This window comes from Kribbella sp. NPDC048837 (assembly GCF_055586945.1).
The window spans coordinates 878,431-893,210 of the sequence record NZ_JBVJHF010000002.1 but is presented as its reverse complement, the minus strand read 5'-3'; the positions used below and the strand labels follow the sequence as shown (position 1 = coordinate 893,210).

The 14,780-nt window shown below is 69.0% G+C and carries 17 protein-coding genes; 9 read left to right on the top strand and 8 right to left on the bottom strand.

The features are described 5' to 3' along the window. Positions 1 to 212: 212 nt before the first annotated feature. A complete protein-coding gene (locus ACZ6O0_RS12260; protein WP_465764903.1) occupies positions 213 to 776 on the top strand; it encodes a hypothetical protein in 564 nt (187 codons plus the stop codon). A 91-nt stretch (positions 777 to 867) separates the two neighbouring features. Here the strand turns inward: ACZ6O0_RS12260 and ACZ6O0_RS12255 are convergent, their stop codons facing one another. From ACZ6O0_RS12255 to ACZ6O0_RS12245, 3 genes are all read right to left on the bottom strand, one after another. After that, complete coding sequence (locus ACZ6O0_RS12255) at positions 868 to 1,884, bottom strand: iron-siderophore ABC transporter substrate-binding protein (protein WP_465764902.1); 1,017 nt, start codon at positions 1,882 to 1,884, stop codon at positions 868 to 870. Positions 1,885 to 1,968: 84 nt separating this feature from the next. Then, on the bottom strand, positions 1,969 to 2,646 hold the full coding sequence (locus tag ACZ6O0_RS12250) for a response regulator transcription factor (protein ID WP_130383318.1): 678 nt from the start codon (positions 2,644 to 2,646) through the stop codon (positions 1,969 to 1,971). Continuing rightward, positions 2,643 to 3,860 carry a sensor histidine kinase gene (locus ACZ6O0_RS12245; RefSeq protein WP_465764901.1) on the bottom strand — a complete coding sequence of 406 codons (1,218 nt, stop codon included), beginning with the start codon at positions 3,858 to 3,860 and terminating at the stop codon, positions 2,643 to 2,645. The genes ACZ6O0_RS12250 and ACZ6O0_RS12245 overlap by 4 nt, the downstream gene beginning before the upstream one ends. A gap of 196 nt (positions 3,861 to 4,056) precedes the next feature. Here ACZ6O0_RS12245 and phoU point away from each other — a divergent pair, with 196 nt between their 5' ends. Next, complete coding sequence (phoU, locus tag ACZ6O0_RS12240) at positions 4,057 to 4,764, top strand: phosphate signaling complex protein PhoU (RefSeq protein ID WP_465764900.1); 708 nt, start codon at positions 4,057 to 4,059, stop codon at positions 4,762 to 4,764. Positions 4,765 to 5,090: 326 nt separating this feature from the next. After that, complete coding sequence (locus tag ACZ6O0_RS12235) at positions 5,091 to 5,318, top strand: hypothetical protein (protein WP_465764899.1); 228 nt, start codon at positions 5,091 to 5,093, stop codon at positions 5,316 to 5,318. A 550-nt stretch (positions 5,319 to 5,868) separates the two neighbouring features. Here ACZ6O0_RS12235 and ACZ6O0_RS12230 read toward each other — a convergent pair. The 3 genes from ACZ6O0_RS12230 to mshA are packed head-to-tail and all read right to left on the bottom strand — an operon-like array spanning position 5,869 to position 9,633. Beyond that, positions 5,869 to 6,615: a phosphoglyceromutase gene (locus ACZ6O0_RS12230; protein WP_465764898.1), complete on the bottom strand. Its 747-nt coding sequence runs from the start codon at positions 6,613 to 6,615 to the stop codon at positions 5,869 to 5,871. Positions 6,616 to 6,625: 10 nt separating this feature from the next. After that, entirely contained in the window at positions 6,626 to 7,114 is a 489-nt protein-coding gene (locus tag ACZ6O0_RS12225) for a type III secretion system chaperone family protein (protein ID WP_465764897.1), read from the bottom strand. Further along, the gene (mshA, locus tag ACZ6O0_RS12220) at positions 7,111 to 9,633 is read right to left on the bottom strand and encodes a D-inositol-3-phosphate glycosyltransferase (RefSeq protein WP_465764896.1); all 2,523 of its coding nucleotides are present in this window, start codon (positions 9,631 to 9,633) and stop codon (positions 7,111 to 7,113) included. Before mshA ends, ACZ6O0_RS12225 begins: the two co-directional genes overlap by 4 nt. A gap of 94 nt (positions 9,634 to 9,727) precedes the next feature. Here mshA and ACZ6O0_RS12215 point away from each other — a divergent pair, with 94 nt between their 5' ends. The 5 genes from ACZ6O0_RS12215 (at position 9,728) to ACZ6O0_RS12195 (ending at position 13,011) form a co-directional block, all read left to right on the top strand. Further along, entirely contained in the window at positions 9,728 to 10,717 is a 990-nt protein-coding gene (locus ACZ6O0_RS12215) for a hypothetical protein (protein ID WP_465764895.1), read from the top strand. Then, complete coding sequence (locus ACZ6O0_RS12210; RefSeq protein WP_465764894.1) at positions 10,714 to 11,460, top strand: SDR family NAD(P)-dependent oxidoreductase; 747 nt, start codon at positions 10,714 to 10,716, stop codon at positions 11,458 to 11,460. The genes ACZ6O0_RS12215 and ACZ6O0_RS12210 overlap by 4 nt, the downstream gene beginning before the upstream one ends. A gap of 154 nt (positions 11,461 to 11,614) precedes the next feature. Beyond that, a complete protein-coding gene (locus ACZ6O0_RS12205; RefSeq protein ID WP_465764893.1) occupies positions 11,615 to 12,013 on the top strand; it encodes a helix-turn-helix domain-containing protein in 399 nt (132 codons plus the stop codon). A 35-nt stretch (positions 12,014 to 12,048) separates the two neighbouring features. Beyond that, positions 12,049 to 12,570: a hypothetical protein gene (locus ACZ6O0_RS12200; RefSeq protein ID WP_465764892.1), complete on the top strand. Its 522-nt coding sequence runs from the start codon at positions 12,049 to 12,051 to the stop codon at positions 12,568 to 12,570. Positions 12,571 to 12,660: 90 nt separating this feature from the next. After that, complete coding sequence (locus tag ACZ6O0_RS12195) at positions 12,661 to 13,011, top strand: DUF2516 family protein (protein WP_465764891.1); 351 nt, start codon at positions 12,661 to 12,663, stop codon at positions 13,009 to 13,011. Between the two features lie 27 nt (positions 13,012 to 13,038). Here ACZ6O0_RS12195 and ACZ6O0_RS12190 read toward each other — a convergent pair whose 3' ends face one another. Next, positions 13,039 to 13,830, bottom strand: a complete 792-nt coding sequence (locus ACZ6O0_RS12190) for a L,D-transpeptidase family protein (protein WP_465764890.1) — start codon at positions 13,828 to 13,830, stop codon at positions 13,039 to 13,041. Positions 13,831 to 13,918: 88 nt separating this feature from the next. On the opposite strand from ACZ6O0_RS12190, the gene ACZ6O0_RS12185 reads away from it, so the two are divergent. Continuing rightward, entirely contained in the window at positions 13,919 to 14,422 is a 504-nt protein-coding gene (locus ACZ6O0_RS12185; protein WP_465764889.1) for an O-acetyl-ADP-ribose deacetylase, read from the top strand. Here ACZ6O0_RS12185 and ACZ6O0_RS12180 read toward each other — a convergent pair. Further along, a partial coding sequence (locus tag ACZ6O0_RS12180) for a L,D-transpeptidase (RefSeq protein ID WP_465764888.1) occupies positions 14,410 to 14,780 on the bottom strand: 371 nt, incomplete at its 5' end. The two genes, ACZ6O0_RS12185 and ACZ6O0_RS12180, sit on opposite strands and share 13 nt — an antisense overlap.

Here is a 14,780-nt window from a genome sequence, read left to right as displayed (position 1 = left end):
GCGCTGGTCAGAGCCCACATCTCGCCTTGACAAACGCTCTCAGCCGTGCCTCGTGCACGCGCGAAACGTTGCCCACGACACCACTGCGGCAGCTCCTCCGGCCCCCGTCACAGGCATCCCGCCGTCGGTTCCCGGAGCGGCGAACGCTACGCTTTGGTGCGCCGGAGGCGGCTGCCTGACGGCCTTGAACAGCTTGCACGAGAGGGATCCCAGTGCCGATCACGTTGTCCTCGCGGTTCGCCCGGCGTACCGTGCTGGCGGGTGCCGCCGCCACTCTCAGTATCGCGCTGGCGGCGTGCAGCGCGAGCTTCAATGCCCCGACCCTGCAGCCGTACCAGGCCGCCGAGGGCACGAACGCGGACTCGGGCTCGATCAAGGTCCGCAACATGCTGGTGCTGGCCGACGCGGACGGCAAGGGCGTGCTGCACACGGTCATCGTCAACGACGGGACCGAGGACGAGACCTTGGTCAAGATCACCCAGGCCCCGCCCGGGACGCGGGACGGCCAGGCCGGCAGCGACCAGCCGGGCGTCGTCACGTTCAGCGAGCTCAAGCAGCCCCTGGACCTGAAGGCCGGTACGGCGACCCTGCTGCCGCCGGACCCCAGCACGGAGGCCGAGAGCGGCGAGGACAGCGGCGACCCGATCGCGGTCACCGGCGGCAAGCCGGGCCAGGTGGTCAACGTGACCATCACCTTCGGCAAGGCCGCGCCGATCACCACCTACATCCCGGTGCTGCCCGACGACCACTACTCCCCGGAGCCGGCCGCGGAGTAGTCCACCGGCAACGCCGAACGGACCGCCCCGGCGCGGGACGGCCCGTTCTTCGTGGCCCGGCGAGCCTGTGGCCGAGGCTCGCCGTACCAGCTCAGCCCTTGGCCTGAGCCGCCTTGCTCAGGCCCGGGAGGATCTTGTCCAGGACCCAGGGGACGCTGAGCACGCTGACGGCGCTCATCCCGGAGATCACCTGCTGGTCCTGCATCGCGTACGCGCCACCGCGCTTGACCGCGCCGAGCGACGAGTAGACCGGGTCGGACAGGAACTTCTGGGTCCCGATCCCGTCGACGTACGCGACCAGCACGTCGGCGTCGACGTCGGAGATCTTCTCCTTGCTGATAGTGAGAGCGAACTCCTTCTTGGTATTCGTCTTCTCCAGGGCCTCGACGCCCGGCGCGTTCTTGAAGCCCATCTCGTTCAGGATCTGCACGCGCGGGTCGCCCGGCATGTAGACGTAGTTGTCCGGCCCGAACGAGCCGACCGTGATCGTCTTGTCCTTGAACTCGGGGTGATCGGCCGCGACCTGCTTGATCTTGTCCCCGATCCCGGCGATCAGCTTCTCCGCGTCGGCCTTCTTGCCGAGCGCCTCACCGACCAGCAGGGTCTGGTCCTGCCAGGTGGTCTGCCACGGCGCCCCCGGGTACGCGACCGTCGGCGCGATCCCGCTCAGGGTCTTGTACGTCGCCTCGTCGAACCCCTCGTACGGCGCCAGGATCACGTCCGGCTTCAGCGCCGCGATCTTCTCGAACGGGTACTTGTCACCGGTGTCGAGCAACGTCGTCTTCGCTGAGTCGAACTTGTCGGCGTCCCACGCGGTGACGCCGGCGGCGGTCGGCCCGTAGGTGACCTTCGGCATCCCGACCGGCGTCTCACCGAGGGCGTAGACCACGTCCTGGGCGTTCCAGCCGAGCGTGACGATCCGCTCCGGCTTCTTGGTGATGGTGGTCTCGCCGAAGGTGTTCTTCAGCGTGACCGGGAACCCGGCGGACGCCGTACCGCCCGACTCGGCGGCCTTGTCGTCGCCGTCGCTGCCGCACGCGGCGAGCGTGGTCGCGACCAGTACGGCGGTGACCGCCGCGCCGATCACCCGGGTACGGGACCAGGACATGATGACTCTCCTTAGACCGACTGCCTCAACTAAGGAGAGCCTAAGCTAACCCCACAGGCCCTGGCGACCTGCGGGGGGTGTGACTCAGGACTCGAACTTGTACCCGAGCCCGCGCACCGTGACCAGGTGCGCCGGATTCGACGGGTCCTTCTCCAGCTTCGAGCGCAGCCGCTTGACGTGCACGTCCAGGGTCTTGGTGTCGCCCACGTAGTCGGCGCCCCAGATCCGGTCGATGAGCTGCCCGCGGGTGAGCACCCGGCCGGTGTTGCGCAGCAGCATCTCGAGCAGCTCGAACTCCTTCAGCGGGAGCCGGATCTCGGTCCCGGACACGGTCACCACGTGCCGCTCCACGTCCATCCGGACCGGCCCGGCCTCGAGGGTGTCGGGCAGCAGCTCCACGTCCTGGCCGCGGCGCAGCACGGCGCGGACCCGGGCCAGCAGCTCGCGCGGGCTGTACGGCTTGGTGACATAGTCGTCCGCACCGAGCTCGAGGCCGACGACCTTGTCGACCTCGGTGTCCTTGGCGCTGACGATGATCACCGGGACATTGCCCCGGCTGCGCAGCGCCCGGCAGACCTCGGTGCCGGAGAGACCCGGCAGCATCAGGTCGAGCAGGACGATGTCCGCGCCGGCCCGGTCGTACTCGTCCAGCGCGTCCGGTCCGGTCTCCGCGACGGCGACCTCGAACCCTTCCTTGCGCAGCACGTACGACAACGCGTCGCTGTAGCTCTCTTCGTCTTCGACGACCAGCACTCGGGTCACGAAGCTGTCTCCTTTGCGATCTGACCTGACGGGGTAGGCGTCAGGGGAACGGCCGGCTCCTCCTGGCTGGGGGAATCGGTCTGGCCCGGCGCGGGTTCGAGCCGCAGCGGGAGTCTCACGGTGAAGGTGGAACCCTGGCCCTCGACGCTCCAGACGCGGACGTCGCCGCCGTGGATGGAGGCGATGTGCTTGACCATCGAGAGGCCGAGGCCGGTGCCGCCGGTCTCGCGGCTGCGGGCCCGGTCGACCCGGTAGAAGCGCTCGAAGATGCGTTCGAGGTCGCTGCTCGGGATGCCCACGCCCTGGTCGCTGACGGTGACCTCGACCAGGTCGCCGATCGGGTGCGCGGCGACCGCGACCCGGGTGCCGTCGGGGCTGTAGTTGACCGCGTTCTCGACCAGGTTGCCGATCGCGATGGACAGCTGGTCCACGCTGCCCATCACCTCCAGGTCCGGCTCGGTCTTGACCACGATCTTGATGTCGCGGTCCTCGGCGTCCACCCGGCAGCGGTCCACCGCGCTCTCGACGACCGCGTTGATGTCGACCGGGCCCGGGTCCTCCAGCGGGTCGTCGCCCTGCAGCCGGGACAGCTCGATGATCTCCTTGACCAGCCGGCTCAGCCGGGACGCCTCGACCCGCATCCGGTCCGAGAACCGCTGCACCGCCTCGGGATCGTCGGACGCCTCCGAGACCGCGTCGGCGAGCAGGATCAGCGCGCCGACCGGGGTCTTCAGCTCGTGGCTGACGTTGACGGTGAAGTCCCGCCGGATCGCGTCCAGCCGGCGCTCGCGGGTCCGGTCCTCGACCAGGACCAGCACCAGCTGGCTGCCCAGCGGCGCCACCCGGGCGCTCACGTACTGCGTCGCGCCGAGCCGGCCGCGGACGATCTCCAACTCCTGCTGCCGGATCTCGCCGTCGCGCCGGACCGCGCGGACCATGGTCAGGATGTCGTCGACCACCAGCCGCTCACCCCGGACGATGCCGAGCACATGGGCCGGCGCGCTGGCCTGGAGCACCTGGTCCTCCGGACCCATCACCACCGCGGACGAACGCAGTACCGACAAGACGGTGGCGACACCGTTGGGCACAATAGGGTCGGGAGATTCGGGGATCTTGCGCTGGGACCGCTCGGACAGCATCATCGCGCCGAGTGAAAGCAGAGCCAGGGCCGCGCCGATGACGCCGCCCAGCACCGCAGCCAGCGTGGGGTCCACGGCAACGATGCTACGCGGGCAACCAGCAGGGAAAGACCGAATGAGCACCGGATGACCGGGACGCGACACAACTGTTCATCAGGCGTTCACCACTCGTCGCCGTCCGGCAACCTCGACGGCATACGGTCACCGGTGGGCGGGTGCTTGCCGCTCCGCCCGCCGTGGCACCGGACACCAAAGATCGGAAACGAACACGATGCGTGACACTTACCACGAGCAGCTCGACGACATCCTCGCCGAGCTGGAACGGATGACACGGACGGTGTCCACCGCCGTACGCCGCTCGACCGCCGCCCTGCTGGAAGCCGACATCCGCAAGGCCGAGGACGTCATCGCGGCCGACATCCAGCTGGACGCCGCCGGTGAAGGCGTCGAGGAGAAGGTGTTCGAGCTGATGGCGCGGCAGTCGCCGGTCGCCAACGAGCTGCGGATGCTGGTCGCCGCGTTGCGGATGGTCGCCGACCTGGAGCGGATGGGCGACCTGGCCGCGCACGTCTCGAAGATCGCCCGGATGCGCTACCCGGCCCCGGCGATCCCGGCCGAGCTGCACGACGTGATCGAGGAGATGGGCACCGTCGCCGGCAAGATGGTCGACGCCGCCGGTGACGTGATCAAGACCCGCGACGTCGAGGCGGCCGGCAAGCTCGAGGCCACCGACGACCAGATGGACAAGCTGCGCACCAACCAGTTCCGGCTGATGATGGACGACGCCTGGCCGCACGGCGTCGAGGTCGCCGTCGACATCGCGCTCCTCGGCCGCTACTACGAGCGCATCTCCGACCATGCCGTCTCCATGGCCCGCCGCGTCGTCTACCTGGTCACCGGCGAACTCCCCGTCGCCGTCGGCGGCACCGCAGCCGGCTCCGGCGCCGGCGCCTCCACCCCCAACCCGAACGGCAACTGAACCCAGCCACCACCGAAAGGCGCCCCCGGCAACAATTGCCGCGGGCGCCTTTCTCATCCCCGCAACGTGCAGCGCGGACCGGGTCTCCTTGCTCAAGCCACTTGGTGCCCGCCGACGGCCCCCGCACCACCCAGCCAACCGCAGTACGAGGGACATCCTCTCGCATGGTGGTCATCCCCGCGGTGCTGCTGGATGGCAGGGTCCGTGGGCGGACTGGGGGCTTGAACAGGAAACCGGCCCCAGCGACAAGGAATGACCTGTCGCAGCCCACCAGGTCCCGTCACAGGTCCCGACACTCGCTCCGCTCGTCGGATAGCTTCCCTGACATGGACGAATCTGTGACCGACCGGCTGATCAACACCGACCTGTCATCAATGAACGGCGTTGAGCTGCTCGCACATCTCGACGAGGTGGAACAGCACATGAGAAATCTCCAGAGAACCAAGCTCGCTCTCCTGGAGGACAATCCTCAGCTCGTGGCTCAGCGTCCCGAACTGCGTGCCCTGCTCGAGCAGCTCCGCGGCCTGAGCCTTGAAGATGTCGAGGGCACGTGAAGTGCCGTCGGCGCCTCCACCCGACCCGAACAGCAACTGAATCCAGCAACAAATAGCCCCGGCAACACCTGGCTGCCGGGACTCTTCTTTCCGGTGACCCTTCACACGAGGGGACATCCGCCCGTGTGGTCGGTTCTCTGCTGGTGTACGACGGGGAGAACCGGCAACTCGTGGGGATATCCCCTCGCGTTGCCGAGGCTTCTGGTTATGGACCGGGCGGCCGCGGAGGCTTCAGCACCTGGCGCGGCGCTCTTGTTCACCGAGCCAGGCAACCCGGGCGCTCGGCGCCGGTTGCGGCGACGCGTGAGGACGATCTGCCGCCCCGGCGGAGCCGGCAGTAAGGCTGCCGCGCCGGAGGCGTGTCCTTTGCGCGCGGTGCCGAGCGGTCCGTCAGCGCCTGGCTGGGCGCCCTAGCCGAGCCAGCTCACCGGGGTGCTCGGCGCCAGTGCACCGACTCGTGACCACGGTCCGCGCCTCCGGCGGAGCCGGCAACAAAGCAGTCGCGCCGGAGGCGTGTCCTTGCGTGTGCCGGTCCGTCGGGGACGTCGGGTTAGCGGCCCTGGTTTTTGACGGCTTCTATGGCTTCTTTGGCGGCGGCTGGGTCGAGGTACTCGCCGCCGGGGGTGATGGGGTGGAAGTCGTCGTCGAGTTCGTAGTAGAGCGGGATGCCGGTGGGGATGTTCAGGCCGACAATGGTCTGCTCGTCGAGGTTGTCCAAGTGCTTGACCAGGGCGCGGAGCGAGTTGCCGTGGGCGGTGACGAGGACGGTCTTGCCGTCGCGCAGGTCCGGCACGATCGCGTCGTACCAGTAGGGCAGCATCCGCTCGACGACGTCCTTCAGGCACTCGGTCGCGGGCAGCAGCTCGGACGGGAGTCCGGCGTACCGCGCGTCGCCGGCCTGGTCGTACTCCGAGCCGCGCTCGATGGCCGGCGGCGGGGTGTCGTACGAGCGCCGGAACAGCATGAACTGCTCCTCGCCGAGCTCCTCCAGGGTCTGCTTCTTGTCCTTGCCCTGCAGGCCGCCGTAGTGCCGCTCGTTCAGGCGCCAGGACCGCCGTACGTCGATCCACTGGCGGTCGGCCACCTCGAGCGCGATGTTCGCGGTGCGGATCGCCCGCCGCAGCACCGAGGTGTGCAGCACGTCGGGGAGCAGGTTGCGGTCGCGCAGCAGTTCACCGCCGCGCTGGGCTTCCTCGACACCCCCGGCGTTCAGGTCGACGTCGACCCACCCGGTGAAGAGGTTCTTGGCGTTCCAGTCGCTCGTGCCGTGGCGGAGCAGGATCAGGCGATAGGTCATGCCTCGGAGTCTATCGAGGCTCCAACCAGCCCTTGAAAGCGTCCAGGTTTCGAGTCGATTCGCCGCGGGAGACCCGCCACTCGTACTCCTTGCGGATCGACGACGCGAACCCGAGCTCGAGGATCGTGTTGAACGACGAGTCGGCGTACTCCAGCACCGCGCCGAGCAGCCGGTCGACCTCGGTCGGCGTGATCGCGTGCAGCGGGACCCGCCCGTCCAGGTGGATGTCGCCCATATGGTCGACGGCGAACGCGACGCCGTACATCTTCAGGTTCCGCTCCAGCAGCCAGCGGTAGACGGCCTCGTGGTTCTCGTCCGGGTGCCGGGCCACGAACGCGTGCACCTGGACCGCCTGGACCCCGACCGTCAGCGACACCGTGGTCTTCAGCTTCCGCTCGCCCGGCAGGTCCGCGGTGAAGACGCCCGGCTCGCTCTCGGTGAAGTCGAGCTCGTTCTCGGTCAGGACCTGGCGGATCACGTCCGCCGCCGACACTCTCACCCAGCCACCTCCGCGGCGAGCTCCGCCGCCATCGTTTCCGCCGCGGTCCGGTACGCCGCCAGCGTCCTGCGGGCGGTCAGCTCCCAGCCGAACCCCTGCGCGTGCTTGACCGCCGCCCGGCTCATGCTCTCGCGAGTCTGCGGATCCGTCGCGATCCGGCCCAGCGCGTCGGCGAAGTCGTCCACCCGGTGCCCGCGGACCAGCAGCCCGGTCTGCCCGTCGACGACCGCCGTACTCAGGCCGCCGACGGCCGCCGCGACCACAGGCGTACCGCAGGCCTGCGCCTCCAGGGCGACCAGCCCGAAGGACTCCGAGTACGACGGGACGCACACGACGGAAGCGGATCGGTACCACTGCGCCAGCCCGGCGCGCTCCATCGGCTTCACGAACCGAGTGACGTCGTCGACCCCGAGCGTCCGGGCCAGCTCCGCGTGCGACTCCGGATGCTCCATCCCGTTGCCGGACGGACCGCCGATGATCGCGACGACCAGCCGGTCCCGCAGCGACGGGTCCCGCTCGAGCATCCGCGCGGCCGCCCGGATCAGCAGATCGGGCGCCTTCAACGGCTGGATCCGCCCGACGAACGCGAGTACGACGGCGTCGGCCGGCAACCCGAGCTCGTGCCGCGCCGCGGCCGGGTCGCCGGGGCTGAACACGTCCAGATCCACGCCAGGGTTGACCACGCCGACCTTCCCGGGCTGAGCGCCGTACAGGTTGATGAGCTCCTGCGCTTCGTCGTCGGTGTTGGCCAGCAGACGGTCCGCGGCCTCGACGACCTGCTCCTCACCGAGCAGCCGCGCGGGCGGCTCGGGTACGTCGTCCTCGGCCAGGCTGGCGTTCTTCACCTTGGCCATCGTGTGCATGGTGTGGACCAGCGGGACGGCCCACCGGTCGCGGGCGAGCAGTCCGACCTGCCCGGACAACCAGTAGTGCGAGTGGATCACGTCGTACCAGCCGGGCTCGTGGATCGCCTCGGCCCGCAGGACCGCGCGGGCGAACGTGCACAGCTGGGCCGGGAGCTCGTTCTTGGTGAGTCCTTCGTAGGGCCCGGCCGCGACGTTGCGGACTGTCACGCCCGGCATCAGCTCGACCCTCGCGGGGAGCGCCGACGCGGTCGCGCGCGTGAACACGTCGACCTCGATCCCGAGGTCGGCAAGCCGCTTGGACAGCTCGACCACATAGACGTTCATGCCGCCGGCGTCCCCGGTGCCCGGCTGGTCCAGCGGCGAGGTGTGCAGGCTGATCATCGCGACCCGCCGCGGCGGACGGTCAGCGGACGGTTCGGTCACGTGGTCAGCGTAACTCCGGCGATCGCCCCGGGAATCGGGACTTCTCCCTATCCGCCGGTCAGCCTGAGGGGTGCCGGCGAGATAGACGCCGACCGGACGGGCGAGGGTCGTGATGTCGCTGGTCGGGTCTCCGTCGACGAGCAGCAGGTCGGCGTCGGCGCCCGGCCGGATGCGGCCCTTCCGGGCACCGAGGCCGAGGGCTTCGGCGGCGGTCGAGGTCGCGGCGGTGAGGGCTGCGATCGGTGGGATCCCCGCCTGCACATACTCGGCCAGCGTGGACGGCAGCAGGCCGTGCGGTTTCGCCGGCCCGATCCCACCGTCGGACCCGGCGACCAGTCGGGCTCCCCCGTCGTACAAACGGCATACGGCCTGCTGCAGCGCCGCTTCGCTGATCCCGGCCCGCGCGACCGCCTCCAGGATCTCCGGCGGTACGACGACCGACGGGTCGGATCCGAGTGTTCCGCAGACGGCAATCCCTGCGGTGGCGAGTCCGTCGAGCAACTCCTCGTCGATCGCGACCCCCGCGGGAGTCAGGCAAGTGCAGTGTTCGATCCCGTCGACGCCGGCCTCCAAGGCTTGGCGTACGGCCGTGACCGCATGGGCGTGCGCGGTGATCGGGAGGCCGAGCGTGTGTGCCTCGGACACGGCGGTCGCCAGCTCGGGTGCGGTGAACTGGGGGTTCATCGCGTCGGAGCCGGGTGTCATGGGTCCGCCGCTGGCCATGATCTTGATGACGTCGGCGCCTTTCTCGGCACGTCGTCGTACTGCTGCCCGGATCTGCTCGGGGCCTGCCACCTCACCGCCCAGCCACCAGCAATGCCCACCGACACTCGTGAGTGGTGCGCCGGCGCCGACCACCGTCGGCAGGCCGAGCGTCGCGCGGGTGCGCCAGTCCAGGACGGCGTCGTTGATGTCGCCGAGGTCGCGGACCGTGGTGACGCCGGCGGTCAGGTGGATCCGCAACGACTGCTCGATCGTGCTCGACAGCGTCTCTTCCGTGGCTCCGCGCAGCCGGTCGAGGGCGCCCGGACCGGCGTCGGCGGTGAGGTGAACGTGCGCGTCGATCAGTCCGGGCAGGATCGTGCCGTCCGGTACCTCGTGGATCGGCCACTCCGACGGAGCCTCACGAGTGGTGCCGGTGACCTTGCCGTCGTCCACCAGTACGACGTTGTCGCCGAGAAGCCGTTCGCCGTCGAAGATCCGGCCGCCGCGCACCGCGATCCTGCTCATGGATCGCAGTCTCTCTCAGGGTGGGTCTACCACCACCCGGGCTGGGGGATTCGCCCCACTGCGATCCGCGGCGCGCGCCGAAAGCATGGATCACATGCGCACAGTCCTCGAAGAAGCCAAGTCCTGGCACCGTCCACTGATGCTGATGGTGCTCGCCATGGCCGGTCTCACCCTGGCGGCCGGCGTCGGACTCGTGACCGACCACCGGGAGATCCTCAACGAGTCCGTGTGGCTCAAGCCGTTCAAGTTCGGCATCGCGTTCGTCCTGTACGGCGCGACGCTCGCGTGGCTGCTCTCCAAGCTGCGCAAGGCGCGACGCTTGGGCTGGTGGACGGGGACGGTGTTCGCGATCACCGGGATCGTCGACGTCGGGTTCATCGCCGTACAGGCCGCGCGCGGGACCTTCAGCCACTTCAACGCCAACGGCGACACGTTCAACCAGGTCGGGCAGCAGGTGTTCATGTCCGGCGTCCTCGGCCTGTTCGGCGCCAGCCTGGTGATCGCGATCATGCTGCAGTTCCAGCGCGTCGGCGACGCACCGCTGAACCGGGCCATCCGGATCGGGCTCGGCCTGGCCGTGACCGGGATGGCGATCGCCTTCTACCTGGTCGGATCGAACGGTGCCCGGGAGCAGGTCACGGACGCGTACGGTCGTCCGGTCACACTGTCCGGCAGCCACGGGATCGGTGTCGAGGCCGGCGGGCCCGGTATGCCGTTGACCAACTGGAGCACGGTCGGTGGTGATCTGCGCATCCCGCACTTCGTCGGGCTGCACGCGATCCACTTCCTGCTGATCACAGTCCTGGTGCTGCATCTCCTCGCTCGCCGGGTCGCGTGGCTGCGGCCCGAGCGCGTCCGGGCGCGGCTCGTCGGCGTGGCAGCGCTCGGCTACAGCGGCGTGATGGTCACCGTGACGGTTCAGGCGTTCCGCGGCCAGGCTCTGATCCACCCCGACGGACAGACGCTAGGTCTGCTGGCGGGCTTCGCGGCAGTCACCCTTACGGCGCTGGCCGCCGTGGTGGCGTCCGCACGCCGGACCGTCCCAGCTATCCCAGCCGATCGGTTTGAGAGACTTGGGGTATGACTTCCGAGCGTCCTCTTGCTGTGGTTACCGGAGCGAGCAGTGGGATCGGGGCCGCGTCGGCGCGGTATCTGGCCCGTGAAGGCTTCGAGGTGATCTGTGCGGCTCGCCGGCTGGACCGGATCGAGGCGCTGGCCAAGGAGATCGACGGGCGCGCGGTGCAGTGCGACGTGACGTCGGCCGAGGACGTCGCCGCACTGACCGCGGCCGTCGGTGACCAGTTGGCCTTGCTGGTGAACAACGCCGGTGGCGCGTTCGGGTTCGAGCCGGTCGCCGAGGCGGACCTGGACGCCTGGCGGCGGATGTACGAGGTGAACGTGATCGGCGTCGCGGCCGTCACCAAGTCGTTGCTCCCGGCCCTCATCGCCGGCCGGGGCACGATCATCGTGATGGGCTCGACCGCCGGTCAGGTCGCGTACGAGGGTGGCGGCGGGTACGTCGCCGCGAAGCACGCCGCCAAGGCGATCGTCGACACCCTCCGGCTCGAGCTCTTCGACCAGCCGGTCCGGGTCTGCGAGATCGCCCCCGGCATGGTCCGCAGCGAGGGCTTCGCGCTGACCCGCTTCGACGGCGACCAGGCCAAGGCCGACGCCGTGTACGCCGGCGTCGCCGAACCCCTCACCGCCGACGACATCGCCGACATCGTCGCCTGGGTCGCCACGCGCCCGGCCCACGTCAACATCGACCGCCTCACCGTCCGCCCCCGGGCCCAGGCCGCCCAGCACAAGGTCCACCGCGTCACCTGACCGGCGTCACCTGGTCGGCGTCACCTGACCGGCGTCACCTGGTCGGCGTCACCTGACCGGCGTCACCTGGTCGGCGGCACCTGGTCGGCGGCACGTGAGCGGGCTCACGGCAGGGGTGCTTGCAATTGCAAGCAGCTGCTAGCACACTGGATGCATGGCCAGGTTGAGTGATCGTGCGGCTGGGGCGGTGGGCTCCCTCGGGGAGTACCTCGCCGAGCAGCGGCGGCATGCGCAGTTGTCGTTGCGGCAGCTGTCGGACCTGGCCGGGGTGTCGAACCCGTATCTGAGCCAGATCGAGCGCGGCCTGCGGAAACCGTCGGCCGAGGTGCTGCAGCAGCTCGCGAAGGCGTTGCGGATCTCCGCGGAGACTCTGTACGTACGGGCCGGCATCCTCGATCCGGACGACAGCTCGGAGGGCTCACGGCCCGCGGGCGTGGTCGACGCCGTCCTGCTCGACCCCGCACTGAACGAGCGGCAGAAGCGCGTCCTGCTGGACGTCTACGCGTCGTTCGTCCGTGAGAACACGTCTCCCGACGAGCACACCACCAAGTAATCACTTCCTGCTGAAATAACCCGAGGAGAAGCCTGATGGCTACCCGTACGCCTGTTACCCCGTTCTACGCGATCGCCGGCGCCGGCGACCTCGCGGTCGAGAAGTTCCGCGCCGTCGGCGAGGACGTCACCGCCCGGTTCGCCAAGCTGGACCAGCAGACCCTGCAGGCCGAGCTGACCAAGGCCCAGGCCGAGTTCACCAAGCGCTTCGAGGCGATCGTCGCCGACGCGAAGACCACCCCGGCCAAGCTGCGCGAGCTGCCGAAGACCGCCCAGGCCGGTTTCACCACCGTCCTCGGTCAGGCCGAGGAGACCTACGAGGACCTGGCCGGCCGCGGCAAGGAGCTGGTCGAGCGGATCCGCCACCAGAAGGCCACCGAGGACCTGGTCGCCGGCGCGAAGACCACGGTGAGCAAGGCCAAGGCGACTCGCACCACTGCCAAGAAGACCGCCGAGACCGCGACCCGCAACGTCAAGGCGACCGCCACCAGCGCCCGCAAGACGGCGAAGTCGGCCGCCAAGGCCGCGACCTCCGCCGCCGACAAGGTCGGCGACTGACGGTAACGAACAGCCCTTTCTGGGTGAATCCGATGGCCGGGCGGCGCTCAGCAGATGAGGCCGCCCGGTTAGTCGGTTAGGCTCGTAGTCATGGTCCCACTCGCCACGTTCCCGAACCTCTTTCCAGGGTTCGCAGGTCCGCTCGAGATCATCTGGTGGGTGCTGCTCGGCCTCAAGCTGGTTGCGCTGATCGACGCGGCGTTCCGGCCGCGGGCAGTGTTCGTCGCGGCGGACAAGCTGACCAAACCCGGCTGGGTGCTGATCCTGGTCGTGTTCACGCTGAGTCAGCTCTTCCAGGGCTGGCTGAGCTTCTTCGGCCTGATCGGCATCGTCGCCGCGGCCGTCTACCTGGTCGACGCCCGCCCGGCCCTGCGGGCCGCCGCCGGTCGCGGCCGGGGTGGCTGGGGCATCCGCCGCCGCCGGGGTCCGCGTCCGCTCTGACGCACCGGGCCGACGGCGTACGACGTACTACGAGCGGTAGACGATCACCTTGTCGCCGACGTGGACCTCGTCGAACAGCACCTTGATCTTGCCGAGGTCCCGGACGTTCACGCAGCCGTGCGAGGCGCCGTTGTAACCGCGGGCCGCGAAGTCTGACGAGTAGTGCACCGCCTGGCCGCCGCTGAAGAACATCGCGAACGGCATGGCCGAGTCGTACAGCTTCGACACGTGGTTCCGGCTCTTCCAGCCGACCGTGAAGCTGCCTTCGCGGGTCGCCGTCTTCACCGCGCCGAACCGCACGTCCAGCTGCATCTTCACCACGCCGTCGACGACGTACCGCAGCTTGCGGGTGCTCTTGTCGATGCACAGCACCGCACCGGTCGCGCAGCGCGCGTCGAGCTTCTTGCCGTTCACCACCGGCGCCGGCGGGTAGAGCTCGGCCTGGGTCGGCTCGTGGGTGACCGCGGCCAGCTTGTTCAACGTGTTCTGGTCGACGTACCCGAGCTGCGGAATGCCCTTGGACTGCTGGAACTTCTTCACCGCGGACCGGGTCATCGTCCCGTACTCGTTGTCCAGGTAGCGCTTCTCCAGCAGCTTCAGCTGGACCAGGCGAGCCTCGACCTTGCGGACGTTCGTCCCGGTGGAGCCGTTCTTCCACAGCGCCTTCGGGTAAATGGGCAGCTCACCGCTGACCTCGAACGGCACGGTCTTGAGATCGGTCGACGCGGCCGTGGCGCTCGTTCCGGAACTGAGAAGTGCAGCAATGCCGGCGCCGGCGACCAGTCCGGTCACCATCTTGCGAATGATCAGCCCACGCATCGAACACCCCTCTGCACGACCCGTCCCTACACTTGTGGGACGTCCTCACCGGTCTTTTGGTTGGCTCAGCGTACCGGAGGAGCTGCGCATGGAGATCGTTCTCAGCACCGCGGACATCACCACGGTCCCGGCCGACGCCATCGTGAACGCGGCCCATCACGCCCTCCGCGGCGGTGGTGGCGTGGACGGCGCGATCCATCGCGCCGGCGGCCCGGAGATCCTTGCGGAGCTGATCGAACGCTATCCGAACGGCACTCCGACGGGTACGGCGGTGTGGACGACGGCCGGCGCCCTCCCGGCGTCGTACGTGATCCACGTGGTCGGCCCGAACTACACCGCCGGCCAACGGGATCCGGCCCTGCTCGAGTCCTGCTACCGCAACGCGTTGCGGATCGCGGACGAGCTCGACGTCAGAACCCTGACCCTGCCCGCGGTTTCGGCCGGGATCTACGGCTGGCCGGCCCGCTCAGCAGCGGAGGTCGCCGTACGGACCGTTCTCCGTACGGCGACCTCCGTCGAGCGTTCGACCTTCTGCCTGGTGGAACCCCGGATCTACCAGGCTTTCCGCCGGATGCTGGATCAGCCGTTGTAGACGACGACCTTGTCGCCGACCTTGATGCGGGCGAAGATCCAGGCGATCTTCTTCTTGTCCCGGATGTTCACGCAGCCGTGCGAGGCGCCGTTGTATCCCCGAGCCTTGAAGTCCGAGGAGTAGTGCACCGCCTGGCCGCCGCTGAAGAACATCGCGTACGGCATCGGGGACTTGTACAGCGACGACACGTGGTTCTTCGACTTGCGGTACACCTTGAAGACGCCGTTGCGGGTCGGCGTCTTGCGCGCGCCGAAGCGGGCGTCGGCGACCTGGATCGGCTTGCCGTTCACGACGTACACCAGCTTGCGGGTCTTCTTGTTGATGCAGAGGACCCGGCCCTTCGTCAGACACCGCTGGT